The organism is Prochlorococcus sp. MIT 1303 (assembly GCF_001631965.1).
In the GTDB taxonomy this organism is placed as follows: Bacteria; Cyanobacteriota; Cyanobacteriia; order PCC-6307; family Cyanobiaceae; genus Prochlorococcus; species Prochlorococcus marinus_D.
On the sequence record NZ_LVHK01000041.1, the window covers coordinates 105868 to 129425 of the forward strand.

Here is a 23558-nt window from a genome sequence, read left to right on the forward strand (position 1 = left end):
ACATTCCAGACTACTATTAACGGGAAATCCTTCACCTTTGAGGCTGTTGTTAATGATCAAGGGCCAAGCATAACCCTGGAGCTAGAAAATGATGATGCAGCTGCAATCATTGAAATTCTCGACCAAAACAATGACAATAAGATTAGCGATTAGGAATTCGAGCAAGGCATGGAGAATGCCGTGGTGTCATATGAAGAAGATATTAGGCTTCACGAAAATCATTCCTTAGACTCAGAAGTGAAATTAATACTAGAAGCAGAGGATGTTGTTTTTCAATACGATCCTATAGACGGCAATTCTGGACAACTGTTATTTGGGCAATCAATTGTTTCCGTTGGTGCGGACAAGCAAGGCAATATCCTTTCGTTTATTTGCCCTCAAAGGTCATTTGAAACAGAATTTGCAGGCTACAAACTCACCCTTAAAGGAGAAGTAGAAGTCGGCCAAGTTGGAGGAGCGATCGACACTGTTACAGGAGAGGGAAATATCTATGGTGATGAACTCAAATGGCTATTTTGGGGAAACATCACCACTCCAAATGGTGGTTCATATGGATTCACCAAAGACGAAGCTGCATTCATCCCCATCAGGGATACAGATAATAACAGTGGTTTACTAACACTTTCAAGCATCGAAAGATCTGCCCATGGCAGCGGGAATATAGAAAATGTTTTCAGCTCTTATTTTGTCAGCGGACTGCAAGGCTCTGCGACTCAAGATAGTTTTTTGAAAGACCTCATGCTTCAAGGAATTAATCTACTTCATCCAGGTCTTGCAACTGAAGGCACTGCACTTCAATGGAATATCGATTTACAACATCCAACTCCTATTTCAGGCAGTGATTACGAAGACATTGGTCATTCATTGCATATGGGTCATTGATCAATTGAAAGCCAAATGAATTGAATCCGAATCAAATCTAATTCCAAGAACTGGTCTCAAAAAGTTTTCAACACGCCATTACTGCCATTTTTTAGCAGCCAGATATTCACCTCTGGTAAATATTTCGTACGACAATAATCTCAACCGTCTCAAAGGCTGCCACGCAGGTACTAGTCAATACTGCAAGAATCTCTCAAAATGAGTATCAGAGTTTTCAGAGATCATTCAATGCGGACCCTGATCCAGCCTTTGTTTCTATTGATCGCAACAGCATCTCTTGGTCTCGGGCAAGGTCAGCCAGCGAAAGCCCATGCCATTGAAAGCACTCTCAACTACCTCGATGGCAGCCTGGAACTTCACAGCCAATTCTCAACAGGAACACCTGTTGAGGGAGCAGTGGTACGCGTCTTAGAAGCCAACGGAACACCAGGCCGAGAGCTGGGTCGAATGGATCAACAAGGAAAGCTGAGCTTGACCCTGCCAGTCATGCAGGAAGGCACCCTCGACCTGCAGGTGGATGCTGGCCCAGGTCACCGTGACTATCTGATGCTGCCAATCCGCTCAGGCAAGGTGCAGCTGGATGAGGTGGTCAGCCAACCCAAGACTCCACAAACACCATCGTTCCTGATCAGCACTGAATCACCTCTCCTGCTGGGTCTTGCAGGTGTTTTGTTTAGCGTGCGTCAGCAGCGCCTCAAATTCTGATCTTTCGCCATGGCTGAGCCCACCGCCGCATCCTCAAGCTTTGGCAGTCAAGCCCTAGACAGCATGGTCGAGAGACTTAACGGCACCTCTGACCCGCGCCGCCGCTACGAATATGTTCTATGGCTGGCCAAAAAGCTGCCACCAATGTCCCCTGACTTACAAACCGACGCCGTCAAGGTCAAGGGATGCGTTTCTCAGGTCCATGTCCTTGGTGAACTCGTGGAAGGACGACTTCACTGGCAAGGAGACTCCGACGCACTGATTACAAGAGGCTTGCTGGCAATGCTGATTCAGGGCCTCAGCAATCTCACACCTGAGCAAGTCATGGCAGTGAACCCAAGCTTCATTGAAGCCACAGGCCTTCAAGGCAGCCTCACCCCATCAAGAGCCAACGGATTCCTAAATATCCTCCTCAATATGAAGGCCCAGGCCCAGCAGCTTGCCAGGGTTTCGTCTTCCACAACTTCCTAGAGTCCTACCAGCTAGTACAAGACTGGACACAGCTGCCATGGGCAAGAAGATAGGAGTTGGTCTCCTGGGGCTTGGAACGGTAGGCGCGGGTGTTGCAGGCATCCTCCAAGCCCCCGAAGGGCGACATCCTCTGGTGGCAGAGCTTGAACTGGTGCGAGTAGCGGTTCGAGATCTGCAACGACCTCGCTCGATTGAACTTCCCGCATCCTTACTGACCAACAACCCACAGGCTGTTGTTGATGATCCCTCTGTGCAAGTGGTTGTTGAAGTCATGGGAGGGATCGAACCAGCCCGAACCCTGATCATGCGAGCCATTGCCGCCGGCAAAGCAGTTGTTACAGCTAACAAAGCGGTGATTGCAAGACATGGCGAAGAGATTGCAGCTGCTGCAGCTGCTGCAGGGGTATACGTACTGATCGAAGCTGCCGTCGGCGGGGGCATCCCGATCATCGAGCCACTTAAGCAATCACTAGGTGGCAACCGGATCGAACGCGTGAGCGGCATCATCAACGGCACCACCAACTACATCCTCAGCCGCATGGCACAGGAAGGGGTGGCCTATGACGAAGTGCTCAAGACCGCCCAGGATCTTGGCTATGCAGAGGCAGATCCAGCGGCCGACGTTGAGGGGTTCGATGCAGCAGACAAGATTGCCATCCTCACTGGACTGGCCTTCGGTGGACCTGTCGACCGTGACTCAATTCCCACCCAAGGCATCAACAAGCTTCAAAGCCGCGATGTGGACTACGCCAAACAGCTTGGCTACAGGGTGAAACTATTGGCTGTCGCCGAACGTCTCAACTCAGACGCTCAGACCAGTCAGTCCTTGCCCTTAGCTGTAAGTGTGCAACCAACAATGGTGCCTCTAGACCACCCGCTTGCAGGAGTAAATGGCGTGAACAACGCCATCCTGGTTGAGGGCGATCCGATCGGCCGCGTGATGTTTTATGGCCCAGGAGCAGGCTCTGGACCCACCGCCTCTGCTGTGGTAGCTGACATCCTCAACATCGCTGGCATACGCCAACTAGGTGAAGTCCACGGCAGCCTCGATCCCCTTCTCGCCGCATGCAGTTGGCGTTCCTGTCACCTCGTTGATCCAAGTGCCATCCGTCAGCGCAACTATGTGCGCTTCAACGCAGAGGACACACCAGGCGTGATCGGCCGGATCGGTAGTTGCTTCGGTGATCGTGCAATTTCGATTCAATCAATCGTTCAATTCGATGCCTCCGATGCCGGCGCAGAAATCGTTGTGATTACCCATGAAATCAATCAAGGCCAGATGCAAGATGCCCTTACTGCAATCACCTCTATGGCTGAGGTCAAAGGACTTGCCGCCCATCTCAGCTGCCTTTAACAGCCAGCCACCCCTGACGAAGAGACCCCGGCTTAAGCAAGAGTTGCAAAACAAGTTGAGAAACAAGTCTGCAGACGCTGACCTGTGCCCCCAAAGGTTCATGTCTAACGCTTCGATGTTGTCAAAAGTCCAAATCTTTTCAAAGCCGGACTTCCGACCCATCATGGATCTCCATCAAGGTGACTGTGTTCAACTCCTCAGTGGTAATAAGGAGCAATTCCAGGTGATCGGAATCGACGATGACCACAACCGTTGTTGGGTGAGACGTTGGCCACTGCTTCCAAATGGATCACCGGTGTTTGAAGTGTCGATGCAACAAATCACCTGCTCCTCCAATAGAACAGAACGACACTCACTAGCAAGTCTTTGAATCAAGGCCATCCGATCCGCCCGCGTTGTGTCCAGCTCTGGCCGTCGTGATTCTCTGCGCTGGGCCGCACCTCTATTGGCTTTCTCCCTAGCGCTGAGCCAGGTTGCCTGTCAGCCTGCTCGCCGTAGTGAGCGACTTGTCGTGGCCAGTGCCGGCAAGATCACCTCTCTCGATCCTGCCCAGGCCAGTACTTTTGATGCTCTGCAACTGCTGAGCGCCCTCGGGGACCCCCTCTACCGACTTGATCACAAAGGGGACCTAGAGCCACGACTGGCATCCGCCCCACCTCAGATCAGTGATGGCGGCTTCACCATCTCGATCCCTCTGCGCAAGGATGTGCTGTTTCACGACGGCACCCAATTCAACGCCGCCGCGATGGCCTTCAGCCTGCGGCGATTTCTGCGTATCGGCACCCTCAACTACGTGGTAGGGGGACGGATTGCCGCCGTGGAGGCAGCCGGTCCCTACCTGCTACGCCTTCGACTAACACGACCCTCCACTTCTCTAGAGGGACTACTCACCTCAATCAATCTGACGCCGGTATCACCAACGGCCTACGCCAAGCACAGAAATCAGTTCCTCAACAAGCAATTCATTGGAACCGGCCCTTACCGACTCACTAGCTTCCAGACCCAGCAACAACGCCTTGAGCCTTTTCAGCAGTACTGGAGTACCGAGGCCAGTAATGCTGGAATCGATTTCATCAATCTGAGCAACTCCACGGCACTATTCGGTGCCCTGCGAAGCGGTGAAGTGGATGTACTGCTTTCCAATTCACTGGATGAAGACCAACGCCTTGCCCTCCATCGCCTTGCCAAGCAAGGGAAGCTCCGCGAAGGAACGGGGCCAGCACTTGAAATTGGTTACATCACTCTACTCAGTAATACCGCTCCACTCAATCAACCACTCCTGCGACAGGCCCTCGCTTACAGCCTCGACCGTCAGCTGATGGTTGAGCGCGTGAGCTATGGACTCAGACGCCCTCTGCGGTCTTTAGTGCCGCCAAACTTGCAGGCTGAACCAATCACACCTTGGCCCAGCTACAACCCTCAACGAGCCAAGCAGCTGCTGCAAAAGGCAGGTTATTGCACAACTCAAAAGCTGACACTCCCTTTCACGTTCCGTTCCAACGTGCCAGCAGACAAGCTATTGGCACTGACGTGGCAGGCACAGGTGGAACGTGACCTCTCGGATTGCCTGACACTGAAGCTCAATAGCGTCGAATCGACAACCGTTTACCGCCAACTGGGGGAAGGCGCATTCCAGGCCGTCATCCTTGAGTGGCGAGGCGCCTATCCCGACCCGGAAGCCTATTTAGCTCCATTATTAAGCTGCAGCAAAACCAATCGATCTGTATGCGAAGAGGGGGAAGCGGCAATTAGCGGCAGCTTCTGGACCGCAGATGGGCTGGAAGCGAGCCTTCGCCACAGCGATGAACTTCGCGGACCCAATCGTCTCCACCAGCTCGGAGAGATCGAGCGCAGCGCCGCCGCCGGAGCGGCCTATCTACCAATCTGGCTGGTAGCACCACGAGCTTGGGCCCAGCTGCGCTTATCCAAGCCAGAATTTGACGGTAGCGGCCAGTTAATGCTCCCCCGTCTACGGGAGCTGCACTGATGGGCAGAGGGAGAGAACTACTGCGCTATAGCTCGACCCGCTTGGCCCTGGCACCGGTGATGCTCTGGCTCATTGCCAGCATGGTGTTTCTACTCCTACGGGTGGCACCAGGAGACCCAGTCGATGCCGTGTTAGGCAATCGTGCGCCAGCAGCAGCCCGTGCTGCTCTGCGCACCAGGCTTGGACTGGATCAACCGCTTTTGCATCAATACCTGCACTTCATCAAAGACTTAATTCATGGCGATCTAGGCCAAGCTCTTCTCAACCAGGAACCAGTGAGCAAGATCATTGCCAGAGCCCTACCAGCCAGCTTGGAACTAAGCCTGACGGCACTATTGATTGCTGCAGTGGTTGGTCTGGTCGTTGGTTTCAGTGGTATTGCCCGCCCGGAAGGCAAGCTAGATCTCGCAGGGCGCCTCTACGGCATTGGCACCTATGCCCTGCCACCGTTCTGGGCCGCGATGATCGTTCAACTGCTGTTTGCAGTCGTTCTCGGTTGGCTGCCAATTGGCGGACGTTTTCCCCCGAGCTTGCTCCCACCAGAGGGGAGCGGCTTCCTGATCCTCGACAGTCTGCGGAGCAGCGACTGGATATCTCTTCAAGGAGCATTGAGACACCTGGTGTTACCGGCAGGGACCCTAGGCCTTCTCCTCAGCGGGATTTTCACCCGTACCCTGCGACTCAATCTTGGCCGCACACTGCAATCCGATTACGTTGAAGCTGCCCGTAGCCGGGGGCTGAATGAGCAACAGGTGGTGCTAAACCATGCCCTCCCTAATGCCCTTCTGCCAGTACTCACCATTGCTGGGATCACAGTGGCATCGCTGATTGGCGGCGCACTGTTAATTGAAGTAACCTTCTCCTGGCCAGGTATCGCCCTACGGCTCCAAGAAGCAATCAACCAACGCGACTACCCAGTGGTTCAAGGAATTGTGGTTGTCGTGGCTGCCCTGATGGTGCTGGTAAGCGTGAGCGTGGATCTGCTCGTTGCTCTGATTGATCCCCGCGTCCGCTACTGAGATTCGCGAAGTCTCTCTGCTGCATTGCGATCCAAACGATGAAGCCGCAAATCCCCGACCTGCTGATGTGTGGAGCCCTCAAGGGCTTCGCCAGCCTCAACCTGCTCCAAAAAGATTTGAATCTCAACTGCCAACAATCGCTGCACAGCTAGCGGCTGACGCCCTACCAGCTCTTCGCCTAGTTGAAAGAGATCATCGCCACGACCCTCACCCATCTGACCTTCAACCCGCACAGGTGAAAAATGGCTGGCGCCCTCCACAAGCACGACTCGACTAGCGGGATGGGCTGAGATTGCTAAAAGCAAATCGAGCTGCTCACTCAGCGGAGGAGTAATCAAATCAAGGGTGCCGCCAGTCAGCAACACTGGAACCGACAAAGGCACAGCCCCATGACGAGGCCACAGCAAGCTACCAAAACTGTTGAGAGCAACGATTGCCTCTAGCTGGGGGATTGACTGCAGTTTTGGCATTTGCACATCAACCAACTGACATTGCAATAAGCGCGAGAGATTGGTGAGAGGAAGATCGTCTAGAGCCTTACGACAGCGGGTATACAAACCAGGCTCCGGGGTAATACCAGCAGCAAATAGAGCCGTCAGTGCCCCAAGGGAGTGACCCATCAGCACCAACTTCTGACCAGGCAATTCCAACGTGCCGTGCTCTCGTGCCTGCAGGACAGCCTGCAAATCCGCCAAGCGGTCAGGCAACACCTCTGCTCCAGGTGCAAGTCGTTGCCCCTTCAGCAGGGCATGTACCGCTCTGGCATCACTACCTGGATGCTCAAGCACCACAACCGGCCAGCCCTTACGTTGAAGGCTGAGAGCCAACCAACGAAAATGATCCTGACTTCCACCCAAGCCTGGCATGAGCACCACCCAGCTCGACCGCAACGGAGTGCCATCAGGTGGGCGCCACACCTCTAACTGAAGGGGCTTGGTGCGATGAGCCACTGGCAAAGGTTTGAACTCAGGTCCTGCGGCAAAAACTTCCTGACCTGCCAGCTCTTGCAAAACTGGAACTTGTGTTGCGGGAAACCTCCCGAGCGCTAACACCAACTGCTGCTGCTGTTGCAACTGACGCCGCCAGCGACTTGCAACCTGAAGTAGAGCATCAAGATCGAGGCGTACATTTTCAGCAGGGAGCTCCTCAAGCAAGTCCAGAGCGGTCACCTCTGACTGACTGTTCAAGAGCAGTTCCAGAGTGTTGAACAAGACAATGCCACTACTGTCAGCATCGACCCTCACCAAATCACTGACGGCATCAAGCAGCTGACGTCCTGCCCAACTACGCAGCATTTGTCGAGCCATGCTCTGATCTGTAAGCAAAGATGCCTGAAGAAGCTCAAAAAGATCGAAGCGGCTATCGGCATCGAGCAAATTGAGCCAGGTGATGAGTTCAGAACTACTGCTGCCCCCAGGCCGCCCCAAATCAGCCAACTCTTTAACCCAAACAGGAATCACCATCCCCTCAAGCTGCACCTCCAATCGCTCCGCAGCTCTCAGCGGCGATACTCCAGCAAGTCCGAACAGCAAAGCGCCGAATAGCCCAATCGCAATTCGCTGTCCAATTGGGCGTGTTAATGCCAACGCCGAATACCGCTCACGAGTCAAACCATTTTCACTCAAGCCTTGAAGGGCTTAGATCGGATCAGTCAATGGTGCTCCTGGGTGCCATCGACAGATCAGATGCCGCCATTGAGCTTCCAACTTCTGCTCAAGCCAGGCGAGCAACGACTTATCAGCAGTTTCCGCCATTTGCCAAGCGAACCAATGAGCCGAGAAAGAGCTACCAGAGAACAATCTCGTCAACACCTATAGCTGAATAATCAACACAGCGAATAACAACAATCATTCCCCCCAAACACCTCGCATGAGATCTGTAGCCGAAAAATATTCGGCTATATAATTGATCAAATTACAGCGGCTCTCTTGCTAGAGCAGCAGACAGACCAACAGAAAAGACGAATCAAATAATGGTGGGCGATCCAAATAACAAGCGAGCATTAAAGGCTAAGAAGAGTGGCACAAGGAAATATTTGCGCGCGCAAATGCATGGATAATTTACCAAGCCTATAATAGGTAATAAGCTTATAATATATATTATGATTGCCAGCAATTTCCACCCCTATAAAAGACAGCATCCAAGCAACATGAGAATGCTATTAGGCGCAACAACTGCTATGGCTCTTCTGATTACATCCGCAGCCTCAGCCAATGAAATCAACCTTCAAGTCAAAAACGCCAGCAAACAACTTGCGGTGAGCATTCGCGTCTTTGCAACTGGGACATCTGCCACTAGCGAATGTCTCGTCAAAAGCGGACAACTGAGCAAGAGGATTGCAAAGGAAACATTACCTTTATCACTTCTCGAGATTGGCATTAGCCCTGAAGTCCTTGACAATCCTCAGGTCATCAAAGCAGCCTCAATCTTAAGCCCTACACTTAATGCTGACTGCACATCTACGAAGATGAGCATCGAAGCAATCAATCGTCTGATCGAGGATGAGCTATAGAAATTACTTTTAACCGGAAAACAGATCAGTAAAACAAAAATCTACGAACAAGCGTCTCTTAAAGCATATGAACTAGACCGTTCAAGCTCGCCAAGGGATACAAAAAGCGTAGACAACAGGTGAACTACTTGCGCGAAGGAAGAAATGCGATTCAACTGACAAAGATAAGATAAGTAATTAAGGCCTGTAAGCCGGCTCTAGGACAGCCTATGATTAGTGATGTTTGCCTAAACACCAAAGATGGCTTACCCCGAGTCTCAAGTCGTAATGGGCGGTTTGGTGCACATACCCATTATTATTGGTGTTTTTTGGGCGCTCAACAACCTAACCACAGGCGGCAGTAAAGGCAAGAAAGCCGCAGAAGCTGCAGCCAAACAGGCTGCTGAAGAAGCTGCCGCCAAACAGGCTGCTGAAGAAGCTGCTGCCAAAGCTGCCGCAGAAGCTGCTGCCAAAGCTGCCGCGGAAGCTGCAGCCGCCAAAAAGGCAGCTGAGACCGCAGCCGCAGCTCCAGCGACAACAGCAGTAGCTCCAGCGAGTGGCCAAGCTGAAGCATCACAAGCTTCTAACAACGACACTCCAGCCACTCCTGCCCCAGACCAAGAAGTGCTCTAGGCATAGAGCAGATCCAAAGAAGTCATAAACATAAATCGATATAGATACACGTACCGAAAAGTTGTTTGCAATTATAAAAGCCTTGAGAAAGGCCAAATTCTTAATGAATTCAACTTTAAATAAATAACCTCAGAAGAAAAACTAAAAGCATAAAATATAATCAAACAAGGGCCCGCTTGGCCTAAAACTTATCAAAGACATAGGCCATGAATAAGCTGATATCGACCTAATCAATGCATAGACATCTAGAGTTAGGATGTTCCAAGCAAAAGTAAACCATCAAATATGCAAGAAGACGAATAATAATTAGCCAGCAACCAATACTCGATATTCCATCCGGCCACCAATACGCAACATTCTCGAAGAAGACATGAGCACATAAGACAATAGCATCAACAAATCAACTCATGCTCTAGAAGGAAGCGCTAAATTCGAAGAACCAAAACAAATGATAAGGAAGAATTCGGTTCCAATGAAAAAATGGCTACTAAGCAATTTTCGCCAGAAAAGCCGATACTTATTCACGAACAAGCAAAAGCGAGGATTTTGATTAACCACAAATATTTCTCTTGAATATCTAATAAGCAAACTTGAAAATTAATTCTAGAAATAAGCTCACGAAACATTAAGAACTGTAGGAGCAGGAATGATTTTCACACCAAGAGGTGTTTAAAGAGAGAGTAAGGGCCAACATCAAATCGGCGCATTGCGCCTATCCGTGTGAGGAACCAAATGAAACTCTTCCAGCAATTGCTGGTGGCACCTGCTGCCTTGGGCCTAATGGCCCCTATGGCTGCTAATGCCGCAGACCTAGACATCAAAGGTGTGTCCGATTATTCGGCCTCCAGCGAGCAGGTCACCAGCATCTCCCAATTCCAAGATGTTTACCCAACCGACTGGGCTTATCAGGCTCTGAGCAACCTGATTGAGCGCTACGGCTGTGTAGCTGGCTATCCAAGCGGTAGCTACCTGGGCAACAGAGCAATGACCCGCTTTGAAGCGGCTGCTCTATTGAATGCCTGCCTCGATCGCATCACTGAAGTCACCGACGAACTGCGTCGCTTGCTGAAGGAATTCGAGCAGGAGCTCGCCATCCTCAAGGGCCGTGTTGATGGGCTAGAAGCCCGCGTTGGTGAACTCGAAGCCACTCAGTTCTCCACCACCACCAAGCTTGTTGGTCAGACATCCTTAATAAGTCGACGACTTAAAGAAGCCTGGATCAAATGCCGTGATCAATACAAATACTGCTCTAACTTTTATCAAGATGAGATCGACTTACAACAATCATCAGTCAAGAGCTAGATCAATAAGGCCAAACAAAAGAGATCTTCTCATCGTCTATACATATAAGGTTAGTTCAATAACGAACCATCAGCATTACAATCACGGAGGTCGTTCCACTTGGCCAAATTTTCTTCTAAGTTGTCAAACTCATTTTCTGAGTCGTTGATTTGTTGGGCTTTAATTAATGCTTGAAAAGCCTCGACCCCATAATTGCTTGCGATTCTTTGCTTGATACAGGCTTTATACTTAGAGCCAGCCTTTAATTCCTCCTCTGCTCCTCTTAAATTATCCTGAGCCAACTCACTCTTTTCTCTCCATTCCAGCATGTGGTTCGTGAATTCTTCTTGTGCACCATCAGCAAAAGCAGGTTCACTATGTACTACAAGCAAGAGCAATAACACTAATTCTGCTAAGAAATGACGCATTCCTCGTCCCTAGAGACCTCATGATTATCCCATAAAAGCTTATACCACCATTTCTCTTTTGACGAATGCCTAACTCTTTCGATACCTTTCTTTGTCAGAATAAAGATTGGCTTGCCTGATTCTGAGACCTGCTTGATATCTACATTGCCGAGCATCCACATGCGCATAAACACTTGATTGTCTGTCATCGTCCCAAGATATTCCTTGCAACTTTTACTAACATCAATAAACCAGAGGGAAAGTAGATCTGCCTTCTGTCTATCTCCTTTACAAAGCTGAAGCGTAGTCTGAAAAATAGCCGTTGCATCGCCTTGCTTAAGCGCAAAACGAATCAAGGCATTCCCAAGGCTAATCCGTTCGCGATCTACACTCATGGCGCCATTTCTGTTGGGCATATATAAGGAGTAGAAAATCGTAAGCAAAGTTATAAACTTGACTCTAGCCAAGAAAGCAACGTGCACTCTGGCTTAAAGACTCGCAAGTTATGAAATGAAGATGAGCGGCAAGATGCCTTGAATTTGAAGGATTTACAAGCTGAAGCTATCAAGCTAGTATTCTGTTCAAATAGAATGTAAAAGGTCTAAGGCGTTTATTGAAAGCCTAACATTCAAGACCAATGTCTATCCAATTGGAATAGAAAACTCTCTGGTATGCCGCAAGCGAAGCCTGAAAAAGGTTTATTTAATAGCAATCAGAGCTTAGTTGACACAATCAATCCCACCTCAGTAGCCATTGCAAGGGTATAGCAAACTCAACAAAGCAACGAGCTTCTCTTGAAGAAACATCCAAGAAGATTGGATGCAGTCAGTGAAAAAGGCAAGTCACAACCAAGCATTGGATTGATCGTCTAAGCAAAACTGTCAATACATACTCAACAGACTATCCTTAATAGCTAGAGGCCCTAGTCCAAATAAGAGAAGGGGCCTCTAGCTATAAAGAATTTTTCAAAAGATGCCTGGAATAATCCAACCAGTCAGTGCATAATCATAACGATTAGACCTTTTAACAAGCCTTTTCGTGAATTTCTTGAGAGAGTTAAGGGGAGTAAATTCCATAATAAATTAGGGGAGAGTGAAAATGCCCTGAAGTTTTCACTTAAGGGCATTAATGTCTATAAAGTGCTTAAAACAATCCAGGGATAATCTGCCCTGTAACAGCATAACTGGCGAGTGCTCCAATAAAGCCAATCATTGCCCAGCGGCCGTTTTGTAGCTCTGCTTTTTCATTCATGATAATTGGGAGGTAGAGGAATTGTGTAAGAAAAGGTCAGGGAATGCAAAAAGGCCTTATGCCAATTGGCAATCAGGCAAGAAGTACAGTCAATGGCATATTCTCGGCCAATCCACTGTTTAAAAAAGATGATTAGCCTGAACTATGATCATTGAAATCAAAAAATGCCGGGTAAGATTTGCCCTGTGAACAAATAAGCCACGACAGCAGACAAGAAGCCAATCATTGCCCAACGTCCGTTGGCCAGTTCTGCTTCTTTACTAAAAGCGGTGTATTCAGGATCAATTTGCATGCGAGGTTCGCTTGCATACATGTTCTGACGTCCACCGTCTTCAGTGATGACATTTGTAGAAGAGGTCATGATCGTTCTGCTTAAACCACACCAGGAATAATTTGGCCTGTCGTTAGATATGCTCCGACCGCAGCCCAAAATCCCATCATTGCGGCCATTCCATTAACACGCTCAGCGGTTAACTTCTGATTTTCGACCCTATTGGCCTTGGGTGTTTTTTTCATAATAAGGAATTTGAGTTCAGGTCCCTTTGATCACGAAGACCAGCGTGCCGGCCTTCGTTACAAAAGCTTAACACAAGAGATTGCGAAGTGTGACGATCCTGTTCACAGGGGCAGGCTTGCATGCCTAAAACCCTCAAAGCTCCCTTTACAGCAGGGCATTCACATATTTAGTTCTTATCGTCAAGCCCTCAAATTAATGTATTAGAAGAAGAAAATTTTACAGATATGCGCGAATTTATATTCGTTTGGTGTTTTTTTTGAATACTTTGACTTATACAAAGGTAAATATTTAAGGTGGTGTCAATGACTCCTTGTAAAGACTGACCCCTACAAGCAAGCATAAGCTTGCTTGATTCAATTTCCGCTCACTGCTCTTGTAATCCGGTCTAAAAACTTAAGCACTTATCATTCCTCTATGTGACTGAATTGAGAGATTAGATGACCAACTGATCCTGAGAAAAGCACTCCAGCCATGCTCAACTGTTCTCTCAAATTTAGGACTTGCATCAAAACCTCAAAAGGCTTGGACTGCACAAGCCTGAATCAAGTAAAAATCCCGCGACCTCTGAAGCCTTAGGTGTAAACACCCAAGAAAGTCTTGATCTGGGTCGTAATTGGAAGAATTTGTTTCAAAGCCCTCCCTAGGCTCTTGAAAGAGCTAATCAATAGATACCGGCATTTGGCTGATGGCGACAAGCTCATCACATTCAACAAACTGGCAAGAAGCCTTCATTGGTGCTCTTACCACCTGTTCAAGTCTTTTAAATTACCGCTTGCCAGGTAGATCATCTATGCGGGTTCAGCTTAGTGAATTCAGAGCTCAAGGTGAACTTAATAGAAATTAGATTGAATTGATCAATCAACATACCAAGAGTTTTGCTTACCTTCCGGCCTATTGGTTCGGTTTGCTTTTTTCTGGTCAGATAGAAAGTATGCCCCAGAAGATTAAAAACTAGACGTTAAAGAGAAACTCCATAACATCACCCTCCGCTACGACGTAGTCCTTACCCTCACTACGCAGCCAGCCCTTGTTGCGTGCTTCAGCAAAGGAACCGGCCTCAAGCAACTTCTGGTAAGCAATGGTTTGAGCACGTATGAAACCACGCTCGAAGTCAGTATGGATCACACCAGCTGTCTGCGGAGCCGTCATGCCGGCCTTAAACGTCCAAGCACGGGTTTCCTTCTCCCCTGTAGTGAAGTAGGTACGAAGACCTAGAAGCCGATAGGTCGCCTTGATCAAACTCTTCAGCCCCCCCTCACTCACTCCAAGGCCTTCAAGGTAATCAATACGCTCTGCTTCGCCGAGTTCAATTAACTCAGCCTCCACCTGGGCTGAAATACGCACGCATTCAGCATCCTCACGCGTCGCCAAGCTGGTCACCTCCTCACAGTAGGCATTGCCGCCGGCAAGATCGTCTTCGCTCACATTGGTGGCGTAAATGATTGGCTTAGCCGTTAGCAGGCCAAGCGGTTTAATCATCTTTGCTTCTTCATCACTGAGCTCTACAGCACGAGCAGCACCACCTTGCTCAAGCACAGATTGAATCCGCTCAAGCGCAGCATCTTCGAGCTGGGCGTCATTGCTTGTGCGCGTCTGTTTTTTCAAGCGCAAGCGCCGTTTCTCGATCTGACTGAGATCTGCAAAGCCGAGTTCAAGGTTGATGACCTCAGCATCCCTAGAAGGGTCCACTGATCCAGAGACATGGATCACATCCTCGTCTTCAAAGCAACGCACCACATGCACGATGGCGTCAACCTCGCGAATATTGGCAAGAAATTTGTTGCCCAACCCCTCTCCTTCACTAGCCCCCTTCACCAAACCAGCGATATCAACAAACTCCATGCGCGTTGGAATCAGCTCCTTGCTCTTGCTTAGATCGCAAAGCAGCTGCAAGCGCTCATCAGGTACCGCAACGCTGCCCACATTCGGTTCAATGGTGCAGAAGGGAAAGTTGGCAGCTTGAGCCTGCGCGTTGGCCACAAGTGCATTGAAAAGCGTGGACTTACCCACATTTGGTAGTCCAACAATTCCGGCTTTAAGCATGAGGGCAAATCTAGCCGTGGCCAGGCCAGAAACAATTGCAAAAGCAATATGGCACCGCAAAACAACGCTAAAGACACTTAATAGTTACGTAATCGTGCCTTACTGCAGTCAGGCACGCTGACCAGCGAGACTGCTTGACATCGTTGGTGGGTTGATGGCCAGTACAAAGGCCCCGCCCATATCGGCACATCAGGAGCAGGGATTGGTCCATCTCACACAACTCAAAGGTGCTAAACGCCGCCGCAAACTCTGGATAGGCCTCAGTGCAGCTGTCGTGCTGATCACTGCAGGCAGCGTGGTGTGGAGGTTCAGCCCCCAGCAGCGCTTGGGTCGCGATCTCAGCGACTACACCGTAGAAACCGAGAGGGGCTCCCTTCCCGGGATCGTGAGCGCCAATGGCGAATTGCAGGCGAAGCGGAGCGTGAATGTCAGTCCCAAAAAAGCAGGTTTGCTGGAAGAGCTCTATGTCGATCAAGGCGACGAGGTCAAAAAGGGAGAGGTACTAGCTCGCATGGATAGTGGCGACTACAACGACCGCTTAGATGAAGCGAAGGCCCTTGAAAGAAAAGAGCAAGCTGAATACCAAACGAGAAAAGCAGACCATGAGCGGCGCGACAACCTCTACCAACAAGGAGCCATCTCAGCCGACGACGCGAGCAAATATCGCCGCCTCTACCTGACCAGCCGCGCCAACCTTGCCGCAGCCCAAGAGCGTGTTCAACAACGCATTACTGAAGGGAGCGAACTTCTGATCAGAGCACCCTTCAGTGGTGTGATTACAGCCCGTTATGCGGAGCCAGGAGCCTTTGTGACCCCAACAACAGCAGCCTCTGCAACTGCCGGCGCCAGCAGCTCCTCCCTTGTTGAGCTCTCAGAAGGAATGGAGATCAACGCCAAAGTGCCCGAAAGCGACATCGGCCGCATCCGCATCGGCCAAAATGCCAGCGTGCGTGTTGACGCCTTCCCAGAACAACGTTTTATGGCCCGCGTCAGCGAAATCGCTCCCAGGGCAGCAAAAACTGAGAATGTCATCTCTTTCGCAGTCAAGCTCAACCTGATCAAGCGTTCCCCCCAACTGCTGATAGGCATGTCCACAGACGTGGATTTTGAAACGGGCAAGACTGCACCCAGCACGTTGGTTCCCACCGTGGCGATTGTCACTGAAAAGGGCAAACCTGGGGTGCTTCTGGTGGGCAAAAAAAATCAACCAAGCTTTCAAGCGGTGGAACTAGGCACCAGTAGTGGCAGCAAAACAGCCATCCTGAGCGGGCTCAATCCCGGCACGCGCATCTTTATCGATCTGCCCCCTTGGGCCAAACCAAAACGCGACTGATCCAAACCCACATCACTTCGCCCCATGCCTGAGGCTGCTAACAAGCCACTGTTGCTACTGGTGGATGGCCACTCGCTGGCCTTCCGCAGCTTTTATGCCTTCAGCAAAGGAGGCGAAGGGGGATTGGCCACAAAAGACGGTACCCCCACCAGCGTTACCTATGGCTTCCTAAAAGCCCTACTGGACAACTGCAAAAGTCTTAGCCCTCAAGGCATTGTGATCGCCTTTGATACAGCTGAGCCAACCTTCCGCCATCAAGCAGATGTCAACTACAAGGCCAATCGTGATGTTGCACCAGACATCTTTTTCCAGGACCTCAAACAACTGCAAGAGATCCTTGAAAACAATCTGCAACTGCCCCTTTGCCTTGCCCCTGGCTATGAAGCCGACGATGTGCTCGGCACCCTCGCCAACCAAGCAAGCAGAGATGGTTGGGGGGTCCGCATCCTCTCCGGCGACCGTGACCTCTTTCAGCTGGTCGACGATCAGCGCGACATTGCCGTGCTCTATATGGGTGGTGGACCCTACGCCAAAAGTAGTGGTCCCAGCCTGATCAATGAGGCTGGAGTGCTCAGCAAACTTGGCGTCATCCCCAACAAGGTGGTTGAGCTCAAGGCCCTCACTGGCGACAGCTCCGACAACATCCCCGGGGTCAAAGGTGTGGGCCCTAAAACAGCCATCACTCTTCTTAAGGAGAATGGCGATCTCGATGGCATCTACAACACGCTGGCTGAAGTGGAAGCAGAAGGCGAGAAAGCCAGCCGCGGTGCCATTAAAGGAGCACTCAAAAGCAAGCTCAGCAACGATCGTGACAACGCCTATCTGTCGCTCCATCTCGCAGAGATCCTGGTCGATATCCCCCTACCGAAAGAGCCACGTCTAGAGCTAAGCAGCGTTGACAACGATGGACTCACTGACCGCCTGAGCGCCCTTGAACTCAACAGCCTGGTGCGCCAAGTGCCAAGTTTCGTGGCCACCTTCTCCAGCGGGGGATTTAAAGCCAATCGCCACGAACTTGAACCATCCAAATCGGCGACAAGCCCAGTAGAGCCTGAATCTTCAACAGAAACAAAGGCTTCAAACGACAACGAACAACCGGCGCTACAACCTCAACTGATTACCAATCCAGAAGAGCTGCAAGAGCTTGTCAAACGGCTGATGGGCTGTCGAGATCGCCTCAATCCAGTGGCCCTCGACACTGAAACAACCGCCCTCAATCCCTTTTGCGCCGAACTGGTGGGCTTAGGCGTCTGTTGGGGGGAGGGGCTGCAAGACCTGGCCTACATCCCGATCGGACACCATCCACCTGCAGAACTACTGGAGGCAGAGGCTGCCTGCCAACTCCCCCTAGAGGCTGTGCTCAAAGCGATAGCCCCTTGGTTGGCGAGTAAAGACCACCCCAAAGCACTGCAGAACGCCAAATACGACAGGCTCATCCTGTTGCGCCATGGACTCGCCCTCGAGGGGGTCGTGATGGACACGTTGCTTGCCGACTACCTCCGTGATGCAGCAGCCAAACACGGCCTGGATGTGATGGCAGAGCGTGAATTCAAGATCACGCCAACCGGCTTCAGCGAGCTCGTTGGCAAGGGCCAAACCTTTGCTGATGTCGCGATCCCAACGGCCAGCCTCTACTGCGGCATGGACGTGCATCTCACCCGGCGACTTGCCATACGACTCAGAGCACAACTTGAGGACATGGGAGCCAAGCTCCTCCCCCTACTGGAGCAAGTTGAGCAACCCCTAGAACCCGTTTTGGCGCTAATGGAAGCCACCGGGATCCGCATCGACCTGCCCTATTTACAGACACTTTCCGTTGAACTGGGTGAGACCTTGGAGCGTCTGGAAGAACAAGCCCGAGAAGCAGCCGGAGTGGACTTCAATCTGGCCTCCCCCAAGCAATTGGGAGAACTGCTATTCGAAACACTTGGGCTCAATCGCAAAAAATCTAGGCGCACCAAAACGGGCTGGAGCACCGATGCCAACGTGCTGGAAAAACTCGAAGCTGATCATCCCGTGGTGCCGTTGGTGCTGGAGCACAGAGTGCTCAGCAAACTGCGCAGCACCTACGTGGATGCCTTGCCGCAGCTTGTGGAATCAGAAACCGGCAGGGTGCACACCGATTTCAACCAAGCGGTTACGGCAACAGGCCGGCTGAGTAGCAGCAACCCCAACCTGCAAAACATCCCCATCCGCACCGAATTCAGCAGACGAATCCGCAAGGCTTTTCTTCCCCAAGAGAACTGGAAACTGCTCAGTGCGGACTATTCACAGATCGAATTGCGCATCCTCACCCACCTCTCTGGAGAGGAGGTTTTGCAAGAGGCCTTCCGCAATGGCGATGACGTGCACGCTCTCACCGCAAGGCTGCTGCTGGACAAACCTGAAGTCAGCTCTGATGAACGTCGACTCGGCAAAACAATCAACTTCGGCGTGATCTATGGCATGGGCGCCCAACGCTTTTCACGTTCAACCGGCGTCAGCCAAGCAGAGGCCAAAGACTTCCTTAGCCGTTACAAACAGCGCTACGCAAAAGTGTTTACCTTCCTCGAACTGCAAGAGCGGCTTGCACTCAGCAAAGGCTATGTAGAAACCCTGTTAGGGCGGCGGCGGCCCTTCAATTTCGATCGCAACGGATTAGGCCGATTGCTGGGCAAAGATCCAATGGACATTGATCTCGACGTAGCCCGCCGCGCTGGCATGGAAGCCCAACAGCTCAGGGCGGCAGCCAATGCACCGATCCAGGGTTCCAGTGCCGACATCATCAAAGTGGCGATGGTGCAGTTGCAACAACAGCTAACGGCAGCAGATCTACCGGCACGCCTGCTGCTGCAGGTGCACGACGAACTGGTGTTAGAAGTAGACCCCACCGCACTTGAAGATGTTCAGCAATTGGTGGTGAGCACGATGGAAAAGGCTGTTGAACTGAGCGTGCCACTCGTGGTGGAAACAGGCATTGGCGATAACTGGATGGACGCGAAATAAAAACCTCAACAGACAAAAAACTAGACGGCAATTGACCTCCATCAACAAGGCCAAACAAGCTCTTGTTTCAATCGATTGAGAGCATGCGTTTAAGCAATAAAAAGGCCCGCTAAGTGAGCCTTGCAAGAGATCTAAATCTGTGGATCTACTAAATCTGTGGATCTAAATTGATGGTTCATCCAAACAATAAAATCGCAAGCCTGAGAGAGAAAGTCTTGGGTACTACAAGCCAACAAGGCAGCCCAGCAATAGTTTTAGAGTTGACTATAGTTTTAGAGTTGACTAGATATTCTTAAATTGAACGAAGAATAGATTTGTTAGAATCAACTCTTCCATAATCCTCATCCGATATGCCTGAAAAGAACTAGCCATATTCCCTGATTCAATAAAACCCTCCACAAGGCAATCCTGCTGATGAATCTCAACCTGCGCAAACGACTGCAAAACCTAAAACTTGTAGCCGGTCTGGCCAACTTTTTAAAAGATCCTGGCCTGGACAGCGTGTTTGCAGTTGCAGGCAGTCTTCAAGACAGCCCCCTGGCCGAGAAGATGGAACGCCACCTGATGGCGAATGCACGCTTTCAGGAGATGGTGAAGGAGGATTGGCGGCCAAAACCGATAGACCTCAACGATCTGCAGAAGCTTCCGCAAGGAAGCCTTGGCCGCAGCTACGCCGATCAACTCCTCAGCCAAGACATTGATCCTTTGGCCCTAATCGATCCAACACCTGTGACTTCCCCAAAGGAGTTCATCGTGCATCGCCTCAAGGAAACGCACGACATCGTTCACGTGCTAACAGGCTTCGGTATCGATGGGGTCAGTGAGCTTGGCCTGCAAGGGTTCAACCTTGCTCAGAACCATTCACCCCTGGCCGTGATGTTGATCTTTGGCGGCATGCTCAACGCACTGCAAGACGATGAGCCGCTTGGCCCGCTGCTTCAGGCTCTAAGCCAAGGCTTCCAGATGGGACTGGATGCTGACTTAGTTATTGCTCACAAACTTGAAGAAGGCTGGGAGCGGCCACTTGTGCAATGGCGAGAAGAACTAAGGCTGCCTCACCCCAACGCGAGCTAAGCATCAGCCCGAGCCGAACGCAGGTTCAGAACGCGTGGCCCTAGCCTCAAAGCAAACTCCAGCCCTGCCAGTGTCACTGCGGCTCACAAACACCCTCACTCGCCGCACGGAACCCTTCACTCCGCTCAAGGACGGGCACGTCAGCATTTACTGCTGCGGCGTCACGGTCTACGACCTCTGCCATCTCGGCCATGCCCGCAGCTACATCGCCTGGGATGTGCTGCGTCGCTATTTGATCTGGCGTGGTTACACAGTCACCTTCGTGCAGAACTTCACTGATATCGACGACAAAATCCTCAAGCGTGCCGCTGAAAAGGAATGCTCCATACAGGAGATCAGCGAGCAAAACATCGAAGCCTTCCATCAAGACATGGATGCCCTGGGCATCCTGCGGCCCGATCGCATGCCCCGCGCCACCCAATGCCTAGATGGGATACGCAGCTTGATATGTGAATTAGAAGCTAGTGGGGCTGCCTACTCTGTCGATGGCGATGTCTACTTCGCCGTGATGAAACATCACGGCTACGGCAAGCTCAGTGGTCGTGATCTCAATGAGCAGCAACAAAACGCCGATGGTCGTGTGGCCGATGCCGAAGAGGCGCGCAAGCAACACTCCTTTGATTTCGCACTATGGAAGGGAGCTAAAACCGGAGAGCCAAGCTTTCCCTCACCCTGGGGAGCTGGCCGCCCAGGCTGGCATATCGAGTGTTCAGCCATGGTGCGCGAGGAATTGGGCGAAACAATCGACATACACCTGGGGGGAGCGGACCTGATCTTCCCTCATCACGAAAACGAGATTGCTCAATCGGAGGCAGCTACGGGCAAGCAGCTTGCTCGCTATTGGCTACACAACGGCATGGTGAATGTCGGCGGTCAGAAAATGAGCAAGTCACTCGGTAACTTCACCACGATCAGAGCCCTGCTAGAGAGCGGCGTCTCCCCAATGACACTACGCCTGTTCATTCTGCAGGCCCATTATCGCAAACCGCTCGACTTCACAGCCGATGCCATCAACGCTGCAGCCACCGGATGGAAAGGTCTTAATGCAGCCCTTGGCCTCGGGAACATCTATGCCGAGACCCTGAACTGGCCTGAATGCAAACCCCTACCACAAGAAGTCATTCAACCCGCCCATTCCTCCACTCTGGAGCAATGCAGCGAAATACGTCAACACTTCATCGATGCACTGGACGATGACCTCAACAGCTCAGGGGCCATCGCAGTGCTATTCGATCTTGCCCGCCCCCTGCGTGCCCTAGCGAACCGCTTGGAGCGTGGTGACACAAAGGCAATTCAAGAAACAGCGCAGCTGAACTTGCTCCCACGTTGGCAACTGCTAGTGGAGCTAGCCAATGTGCTCGGGCTTGAGGCAGAAAAAGCCGCGCAACAAGCCCCCGATGACAACAACAGGGTTGATGAAAACCATATTCAACTCGCCATTGCCGCACGCCAAGAGGCCAAAGCTGCTCGTGATTTCGCCACAGCCGATCGCATCCGCGACGAGCTGCGCGCCCAAGGCATCGAACTGATCGATAAGCCAGGTGGCCTCACAGACTGGATCAGCAGCTAATCATCTACCGCGGAACGTTCTGGTTTTCAACCATCAGCGGTTCGATGCGCGACTTCGGCTTCGCCAGCTCTAGGGATACAAACGCTTCAGCTAAATCGACAATGCCCACCTCTGCTTTAGAGAACTGGGTCCATGAGCCCCAACCGTGAACGCTTGATTAGGTCCCTGTCCATGTCTGCAGCAGATCGACGACGCTAACGATCAAACCAAAGGCCACAACAGGTGGTGACACCCACCGCAGAAAAAACAACATCAAACGGATCAGTCGCCTGGATGTACCTGATTCCTGAAGATCGTCGCGAAACCGTTTCGGCACCACCCAACCCAGCAGCAGGGCCAGCAGAAATCCACCAAGGATCAAAAGCACACCACCAAACACCGAATCCATCACCTCCAGCACCGGGATCGACACCGCAGCCGGCAAACCCACCACAAAAATCAGCAACGCCATCAGCCAGGCCGCCCGTCGACGAGAGCAACCCAAACGATCCATCAGCGATGCCACAGGAACTTCCAGCAAGGACACCGATGAAGTGATAGCCGCCAGATAGGCCAGAGAAAAGAAGAGCACCGCCACCAAGCGACCAGTTTCTCCAAGGGAGGCAAGTCCTGTGGGGATCGCCAGAAACAGAGCGCCCACGGTGGAGGCGCTGATCGTTTCCTGCAGACCGAAGCTGACCACCACAGGAAACGTGATCATGCCCGCAAGCAAGCCCACCGCCGTATCCAGGCCAACCACGGCAATCGCTTCTTGAGGCAATCGATTGCTGCGATCGAGATAGGCCGCATAGGCCAAGATGCAGCCAATGCCAGCGCCAATGGAGAAGAAGGCCTGGGTAAAAGCGTTACGGATGGTGGTGGGGTTCACCAGCTGAGCCGGATCCCAACTGAGCAGAAACGTCTGGTATCCGCCGACAGCTCCAGGCAATGTGGTCGCCCAGATCGCTAGTCCAATCAGGAGCAAAAACAGCAAGGGCAAAGCCCAACGAGATAAACGCTCAATGCCTCCCTGCACGCCGGCAGCAACAACGGCAGCTGTAAGCACGAGGCTGATTCCCTGACCCAGAACAGCACTATTGCCGCGACTCACCGAGGCAAAAAACGATTCTGCCGCCGCCATATCCGCTGGCAGACCAACGAATAGGGCATGAAACAGGGTGTGGGCCGTCCAGCCCATCAGCACGGCATAAAAGGCCAGGATTCCACAGGATGCGACCACAAACAGCCAGCCCATTGGACGCCAAGTAGATCCTGCCGCCTGTACAGGGGCCATCAAAGGGCTTTGGCCCGTGCTACGCCCCAGCACCATCTCCGCCACCAACACCGGCAGGCAGACCACCAACACAATTACGACATAGAGGAGCAGAAACGCCGCCCCACCCCCCTGCGAGGATCGATAGGCGAAGCCCCAGAGATTGCCCAGCCCCACTGCACTGCCTGCCGCGGCAAGCACAAAGCCCACACCCGATCGCCAATGTTCCCGAACTGCCATCGCTGCGGCTCCTTGTTAAGACAAGCTTGCCAGGGTCTGGCCATCTAGTGGGAGACTGGCTTC

Annotated in this window: 21 protein-coding genes and 1 pseudogene; 14 read left to right on the plus strand and 8 right to left on the minus strand. The window is 51.6% G+C overall.

Annotated elements, in window-relative coordinates:
- Window positions 1-168: 168 nt before the first annotated feature.
- From PMIT1303_RS06315 to PMIT1303_RS06345, 7 genes are all read left to right on the plus strand, one after another.
- A complete protein-coding gene (locus PMIT1303_RS06315; RefSeq protein ID WP_063397976.1) occupies window positions 169-882 on the plus strand; it encodes a hypothetical protein in 714 nt (237 codons plus the stop codon).
- A gap of 228 nt (window positions 883-1110) precedes the next feature.
- Complete coding sequence (locus tag PMIT1303_RS06320; RefSeq protein WP_063397977.1) at window positions 1111-1587, plus strand: hypothetical protein; 477 nt, start codon at window positions 1111-1113, stop codon at window positions 1585-1587.
- Window positions 1588-1596: 9 nt separating this feature from the next.
- A complete protein-coding gene (locus PMIT1303_RS06325) occupies window positions 1597-2058 on the plus strand; it encodes a SufE family protein (RefSeq protein ID WP_011825547.1) in 462 nt (153 codons plus the stop codon).
- 37 nt (window positions 2059-2095) lie between these two features.
- The gene (locus PMIT1303_RS06330) at window positions 2096-3412 is read left to right on the plus strand and encodes a homoserine dehydrogenase (RefSeq protein WP_063397978.1); all 1317 of its coding nucleotides are present in this window, start codon (window positions 2096-2098) and stop codon (window positions 3410-3412) included.
- A gap of 163 nt (window positions 3413-3575) precedes the next feature.
- Window positions 3576-3782 carry a hypothetical protein gene (locus tag PMIT1303_RS06335; RefSeq protein ID WP_369818711.1) on the plus strand — a complete coding sequence of 69 codons (207 nt, stop codon included), beginning with the start codon at window positions 3576-3578 and terminating at the stop codon, window positions 3780-3782.
- Window positions 3783-3809: 27 nt separating this feature from the next.
- A complete protein-coding gene (locus PMIT1303_RS06340) occupies window positions 3810-5399 on the plus strand; it encodes an ABC transporter substrate-binding protein (RefSeq protein WP_063397980.1) in 1590 nt (529 codons plus the stop codon).
- On the plus strand, window positions 5399-6418 hold the full coding sequence (locus tag PMIT1303_RS06345; RefSeq protein WP_063397981.1) for an ABC transporter permease: 1020 nt from the start codon (window positions 5399-5401) through the stop codon (window positions 6416-6418). The genes PMIT1303_RS06340 and PMIT1303_RS06345 overlap by 1 nt, the downstream gene beginning before the upstream one ends.
- Here the strand turns inward: PMIT1303_RS06345 and PMIT1303_RS06350 are convergent.
- Window positions 6412-8004 (minus strand): alpha/beta hydrolase, encoded by a 1593-nt coding sequence (locus tag PMIT1303_RS06350; protein ID WP_063398016.1) that lies wholly within the window; start codon window positions 8002-8004, stop codon window positions 6412-6414. The genes PMIT1303_RS06345 and PMIT1303_RS06350 overlap by 7 nt on opposite strands.
- Window positions 8005-8597: 593 nt before the next feature.
- Between PMIT1303_RS06350 and PMIT1303_RS06360 the strand changes: the two genes are divergently transcribed.
- The 3 genes and pseudogenes from PMIT1303_RS06360 to PMIT1303_RS06370 form a co-directional block, all read left to right on the plus strand.
- The gene (locus PMIT1303_RS06360; protein WP_231901361.1) at window positions 8598-8930 is read left to right on the plus strand and encodes a glutamyl-tRNA amidotransferase; all 333 of its coding nucleotides are present in this window, start codon (window positions 8598-8600) and stop codon (window positions 8928-8930) included.
- A gap of 240 nt (window positions 8931-9170) precedes the next feature.
- Window positions 9171-9542: a hypothetical protein gene (locus PMIT1303_RS06365; protein ID WP_063397983.1), complete on the plus strand. Its 372-nt coding sequence runs from the start codon at window positions 9171-9173 to the stop codon at window positions 9540-9542.
- 732 nt (window positions 9543-10274) lie between these two features.
- A pseudogene (locus PMIT1303_RS06370) lies at window positions 10275-10736 on the plus strand (iron uptake porin); the annotation flags it as partial.
- Between the two features lie 158 nt (window positions 10737-10894).
- Here the strand turns inward: PMIT1303_RS06370 and PMIT1303_RS06375 are convergent.
- From PMIT1303_RS06375 to ychF, 6 genes are all read right to left on the minus strand, one after another.
- Window positions 10895-11251, minus strand: a complete 357-nt coding sequence (locus PMIT1303_RS06375) for a hypothetical protein (RefSeq protein ID WP_063397984.1) — start codon at window positions 11249-11251, stop codon at window positions 10895-10897.
- Entirely contained in the window at window positions 11236-11625 is a 390-nt protein-coding gene (locus PMIT1303_RS06380; RefSeq protein WP_156486928.1) for a hypothetical protein, read from the minus strand. Before PMIT1303_RS06380 ends, PMIT1303_RS06375 begins: the two co-directional genes overlap by 16 nt.
- A gap of 748 nt (window positions 11626-12373) precedes the next feature.
- Window positions 12374-12481: a chlorophyll a/b-binding protein gene (locus tag PMIT1303_RS12820; RefSeq protein ID WP_074159210.1), complete on the minus strand. Its 108-nt coding sequence runs from the start codon at window positions 12479-12481 to the stop codon at window positions 12374-12376.
- A 157-nt stretch (window positions 12482-12638) separates the two neighbouring features.
- Window positions 12639-12842: a chlorophyll a/b-binding protein gene (locus PMIT1303_RS06385; RefSeq protein ID WP_063397986.1), complete on the minus strand. Its 204-nt coding sequence runs from the start codon at window positions 12840-12842 to the stop codon at window positions 12639-12641.
- Window positions 12843-12853: 11 nt separating this feature from the next.
- Window positions 12854-12997, minus strand: coding sequence for a hypothetical protein (locus tag PMIT1303_RS13990; RefSeq protein ID WP_063397987.1), 144 nt, complete (start codon window positions 12995-12997; stop codon window positions 12854-12856).
- 952 nt (window positions 12998-13949) lie between these two features.
- The gene (ychF, locus tag PMIT1303_RS06395; RefSeq protein WP_041375077.1) at window positions 13950-15041 is read right to left on the minus strand and encodes a redox-regulated ATPase YchF; all 1092 of its coding nucleotides are present in this window, start codon (window positions 15039-15041) and stop codon (window positions 13950-13952) included.
- Between the two features lie 154 nt (window positions 15042-15195).
- Here ychF and PMIT1303_RS06400 point away from each other — a divergent pair, with 154 nt between their 5' ends.
- The 4 genes from PMIT1303_RS06400 (at window position 15196) to cysS (ending at window position 22003) form a co-directional block, all read left to right on the plus strand.
- Window positions 15196-16374: an efflux RND transporter periplasmic adaptor subunit gene (locus tag PMIT1303_RS06400; protein WP_197459781.1), complete on the plus strand. Its 1179-nt coding sequence runs from the start codon at window positions 15196-15198 to the stop codon at window positions 16372-16374.
- Between the two features lie 24 nt (window positions 16375-16398).
- Window positions 16399-19359, plus strand: a complete 2961-nt coding sequence (polA, locus tag PMIT1303_RS06405) for a DNA polymerase I (RefSeq protein WP_063397989.1) — start codon at window positions 16399-16401, stop codon at window positions 19357-19359.
- Between the two features lie 414 nt (window positions 19360-19773).
- Complete coding sequence (locus tag PMIT1303_RS06410; RefSeq protein ID WP_063397990.1) at window positions 19774-20433, plus strand: Coq4 family protein; 660 nt, start codon at window positions 19774-19776, stop codon at window positions 20431-20433.
- Between the two features lie 70 nt (window positions 20434-20503).
- Complete coding sequence (gene cysS / locus PMIT1303_RS06415; RefSeq protein WP_197459784.1) at window positions 20504-22003, plus strand: cysteine--tRNA ligase; 1500 nt, start codon at window positions 20504-20506, stop codon at window positions 22001-22003.
- Window positions 22004-22160: 157 nt separating this feature from the next.
- Here cysS and PMIT1303_RS06420 read toward each other — a convergent pair whose 3' ends face one another.
- On the minus strand, window positions 22161-23495 hold the full coding sequence (locus PMIT1303_RS06420; protein ID WP_063397992.1) for a sodium-dependent transporter: 1335 nt from the start codon (window positions 23493-23495) through the stop codon (window positions 22161-22163).
- Window positions 23496-23558 lie beyond the last annotated feature (63 nt).

Bases quoted from the DNA above. Each gene is read 5' to 3' on its own strand.
- PMIT1303_RS06315 (WP_063397976.1), top strand. From the start codon at position 169: ATGGAGAATGCCGTGGTGTCATATGAAGAAGATATTAGGCTTCACGAA.
- PMIT1303_RS06320 (WP_063397977.1), top strand. From the start codon at position 1,111: ATGCGGACCCTGATCCAGCCTTTGTTTCTATTGATCGCAACAGCATCT.
- PMIT1303_RS06325 (WP_011825547.1), top strand. From the start codon at position 1,597: ATGGCTGAGCCCACCGCCGCATCCTCAAGCTTTGGCAGTCAAGCCCTA.
- PMIT1303_RS06330 (WP_063397978.1), top strand. From the start codon at position 2,096: ATGGGCAAGAAGATAGGAGTTGGTCTCCTGGGGCTTGGAACGGTAGGC.
- PMIT1303_RS06335 (WP_369818711.1), top strand. From the start codon at position 3,576: ATGGATCTCCATCAAGGTGACTGTGTTCAACTCCTCAGTGGTAATAAG.
- PMIT1303_RS06345 (WP_063397981.1), top strand. From the start codon at position 5,399: ATGGGCAGAGGGAGAGAACTACTGCGCTATAGCTCGACCCGCTTGGCC.
- PMIT1303_RS06360 (WP_231901361.1), top strand. From the start codon at position 8,598: ATGGCTCTTCTGATTACATCCGCAGCCTCAGCCAATGAAATCAACCTT.
- PMIT1303_RS06365 (WP_063397983.1), top strand. From the start codon at position 9,171: ATGGCTTACCCCGAGTCTCAAGTCGTAATGGGCGGTTTGGTGCACATA.
- PMIT1303_RS06375 (WP_063397984.1), bottom strand. From the start codon at position 11,251: ATGCGTCATTTCTTAGCAGAATTAGTGTTATTGCTCTTGCTTGTAGTA.
- PMIT1303_RS06380 (WP_156486928.1), bottom strand. From the start codon at position 11,625: ATGAGTGTAGATCGCGAACGGATTAGCCTTGGGAATGCCTTGATTCGT.
- PMIT1303_RS12820 (WP_074159210.1), bottom strand. From the start codon at position 12,481: ATGAATGAAAAAGCAGAGCTACAAAACGGCCGCTGGGCAATGATTGGC.
- PMIT1303_RS06385 (WP_063397986.1), bottom strand. From the start codon at position 12,842: ATGACCTCTTCTACAAATGTCATCACTGAAGACGGTGGACGTCAGAAC.
- PMIT1303_RS13990 (WP_063397987.1), bottom strand. From the start codon at position 12,997: ATGAAAAAAACACCCAAGGCCAATAGGGTCGAAAATCAGAAGTTAACC.
- ychF (WP_041375077.1), bottom strand. From the start codon at position 15,041: ATGCTTAAAGCCGGAATTGTTGGACTACCAAATGTGGGTAAGTCCACG.
- PMIT1303_RS06400 (WP_197459781.1), top strand. From the start codon at position 15,196: ATGGCCAGTACAAAGGCCCCGCCCATATCGGCACATCAGGAGCAGGGA.
- polA (WP_063397989.1), top strand. From the start codon at position 16,399: ATGCCTGAGGCTGCTAACAAGCCACTGTTGCTACTGGTGGATGGCCAC.
- PMIT1303_RS06410 (WP_063397990.1), top strand. From the start codon at position 19,774: ATGAATCTCAACCTGCGCAAACGACTGCAAAACCTAAAACTTGTAGCC.
- PMIT1303_RS06420 (WP_063397992.1), bottom strand. From the start codon at position 23,495: ATGGCAGTTCGGGAACATTGGCGATCGGGTGTGGGCTTTGTGCTTGCC.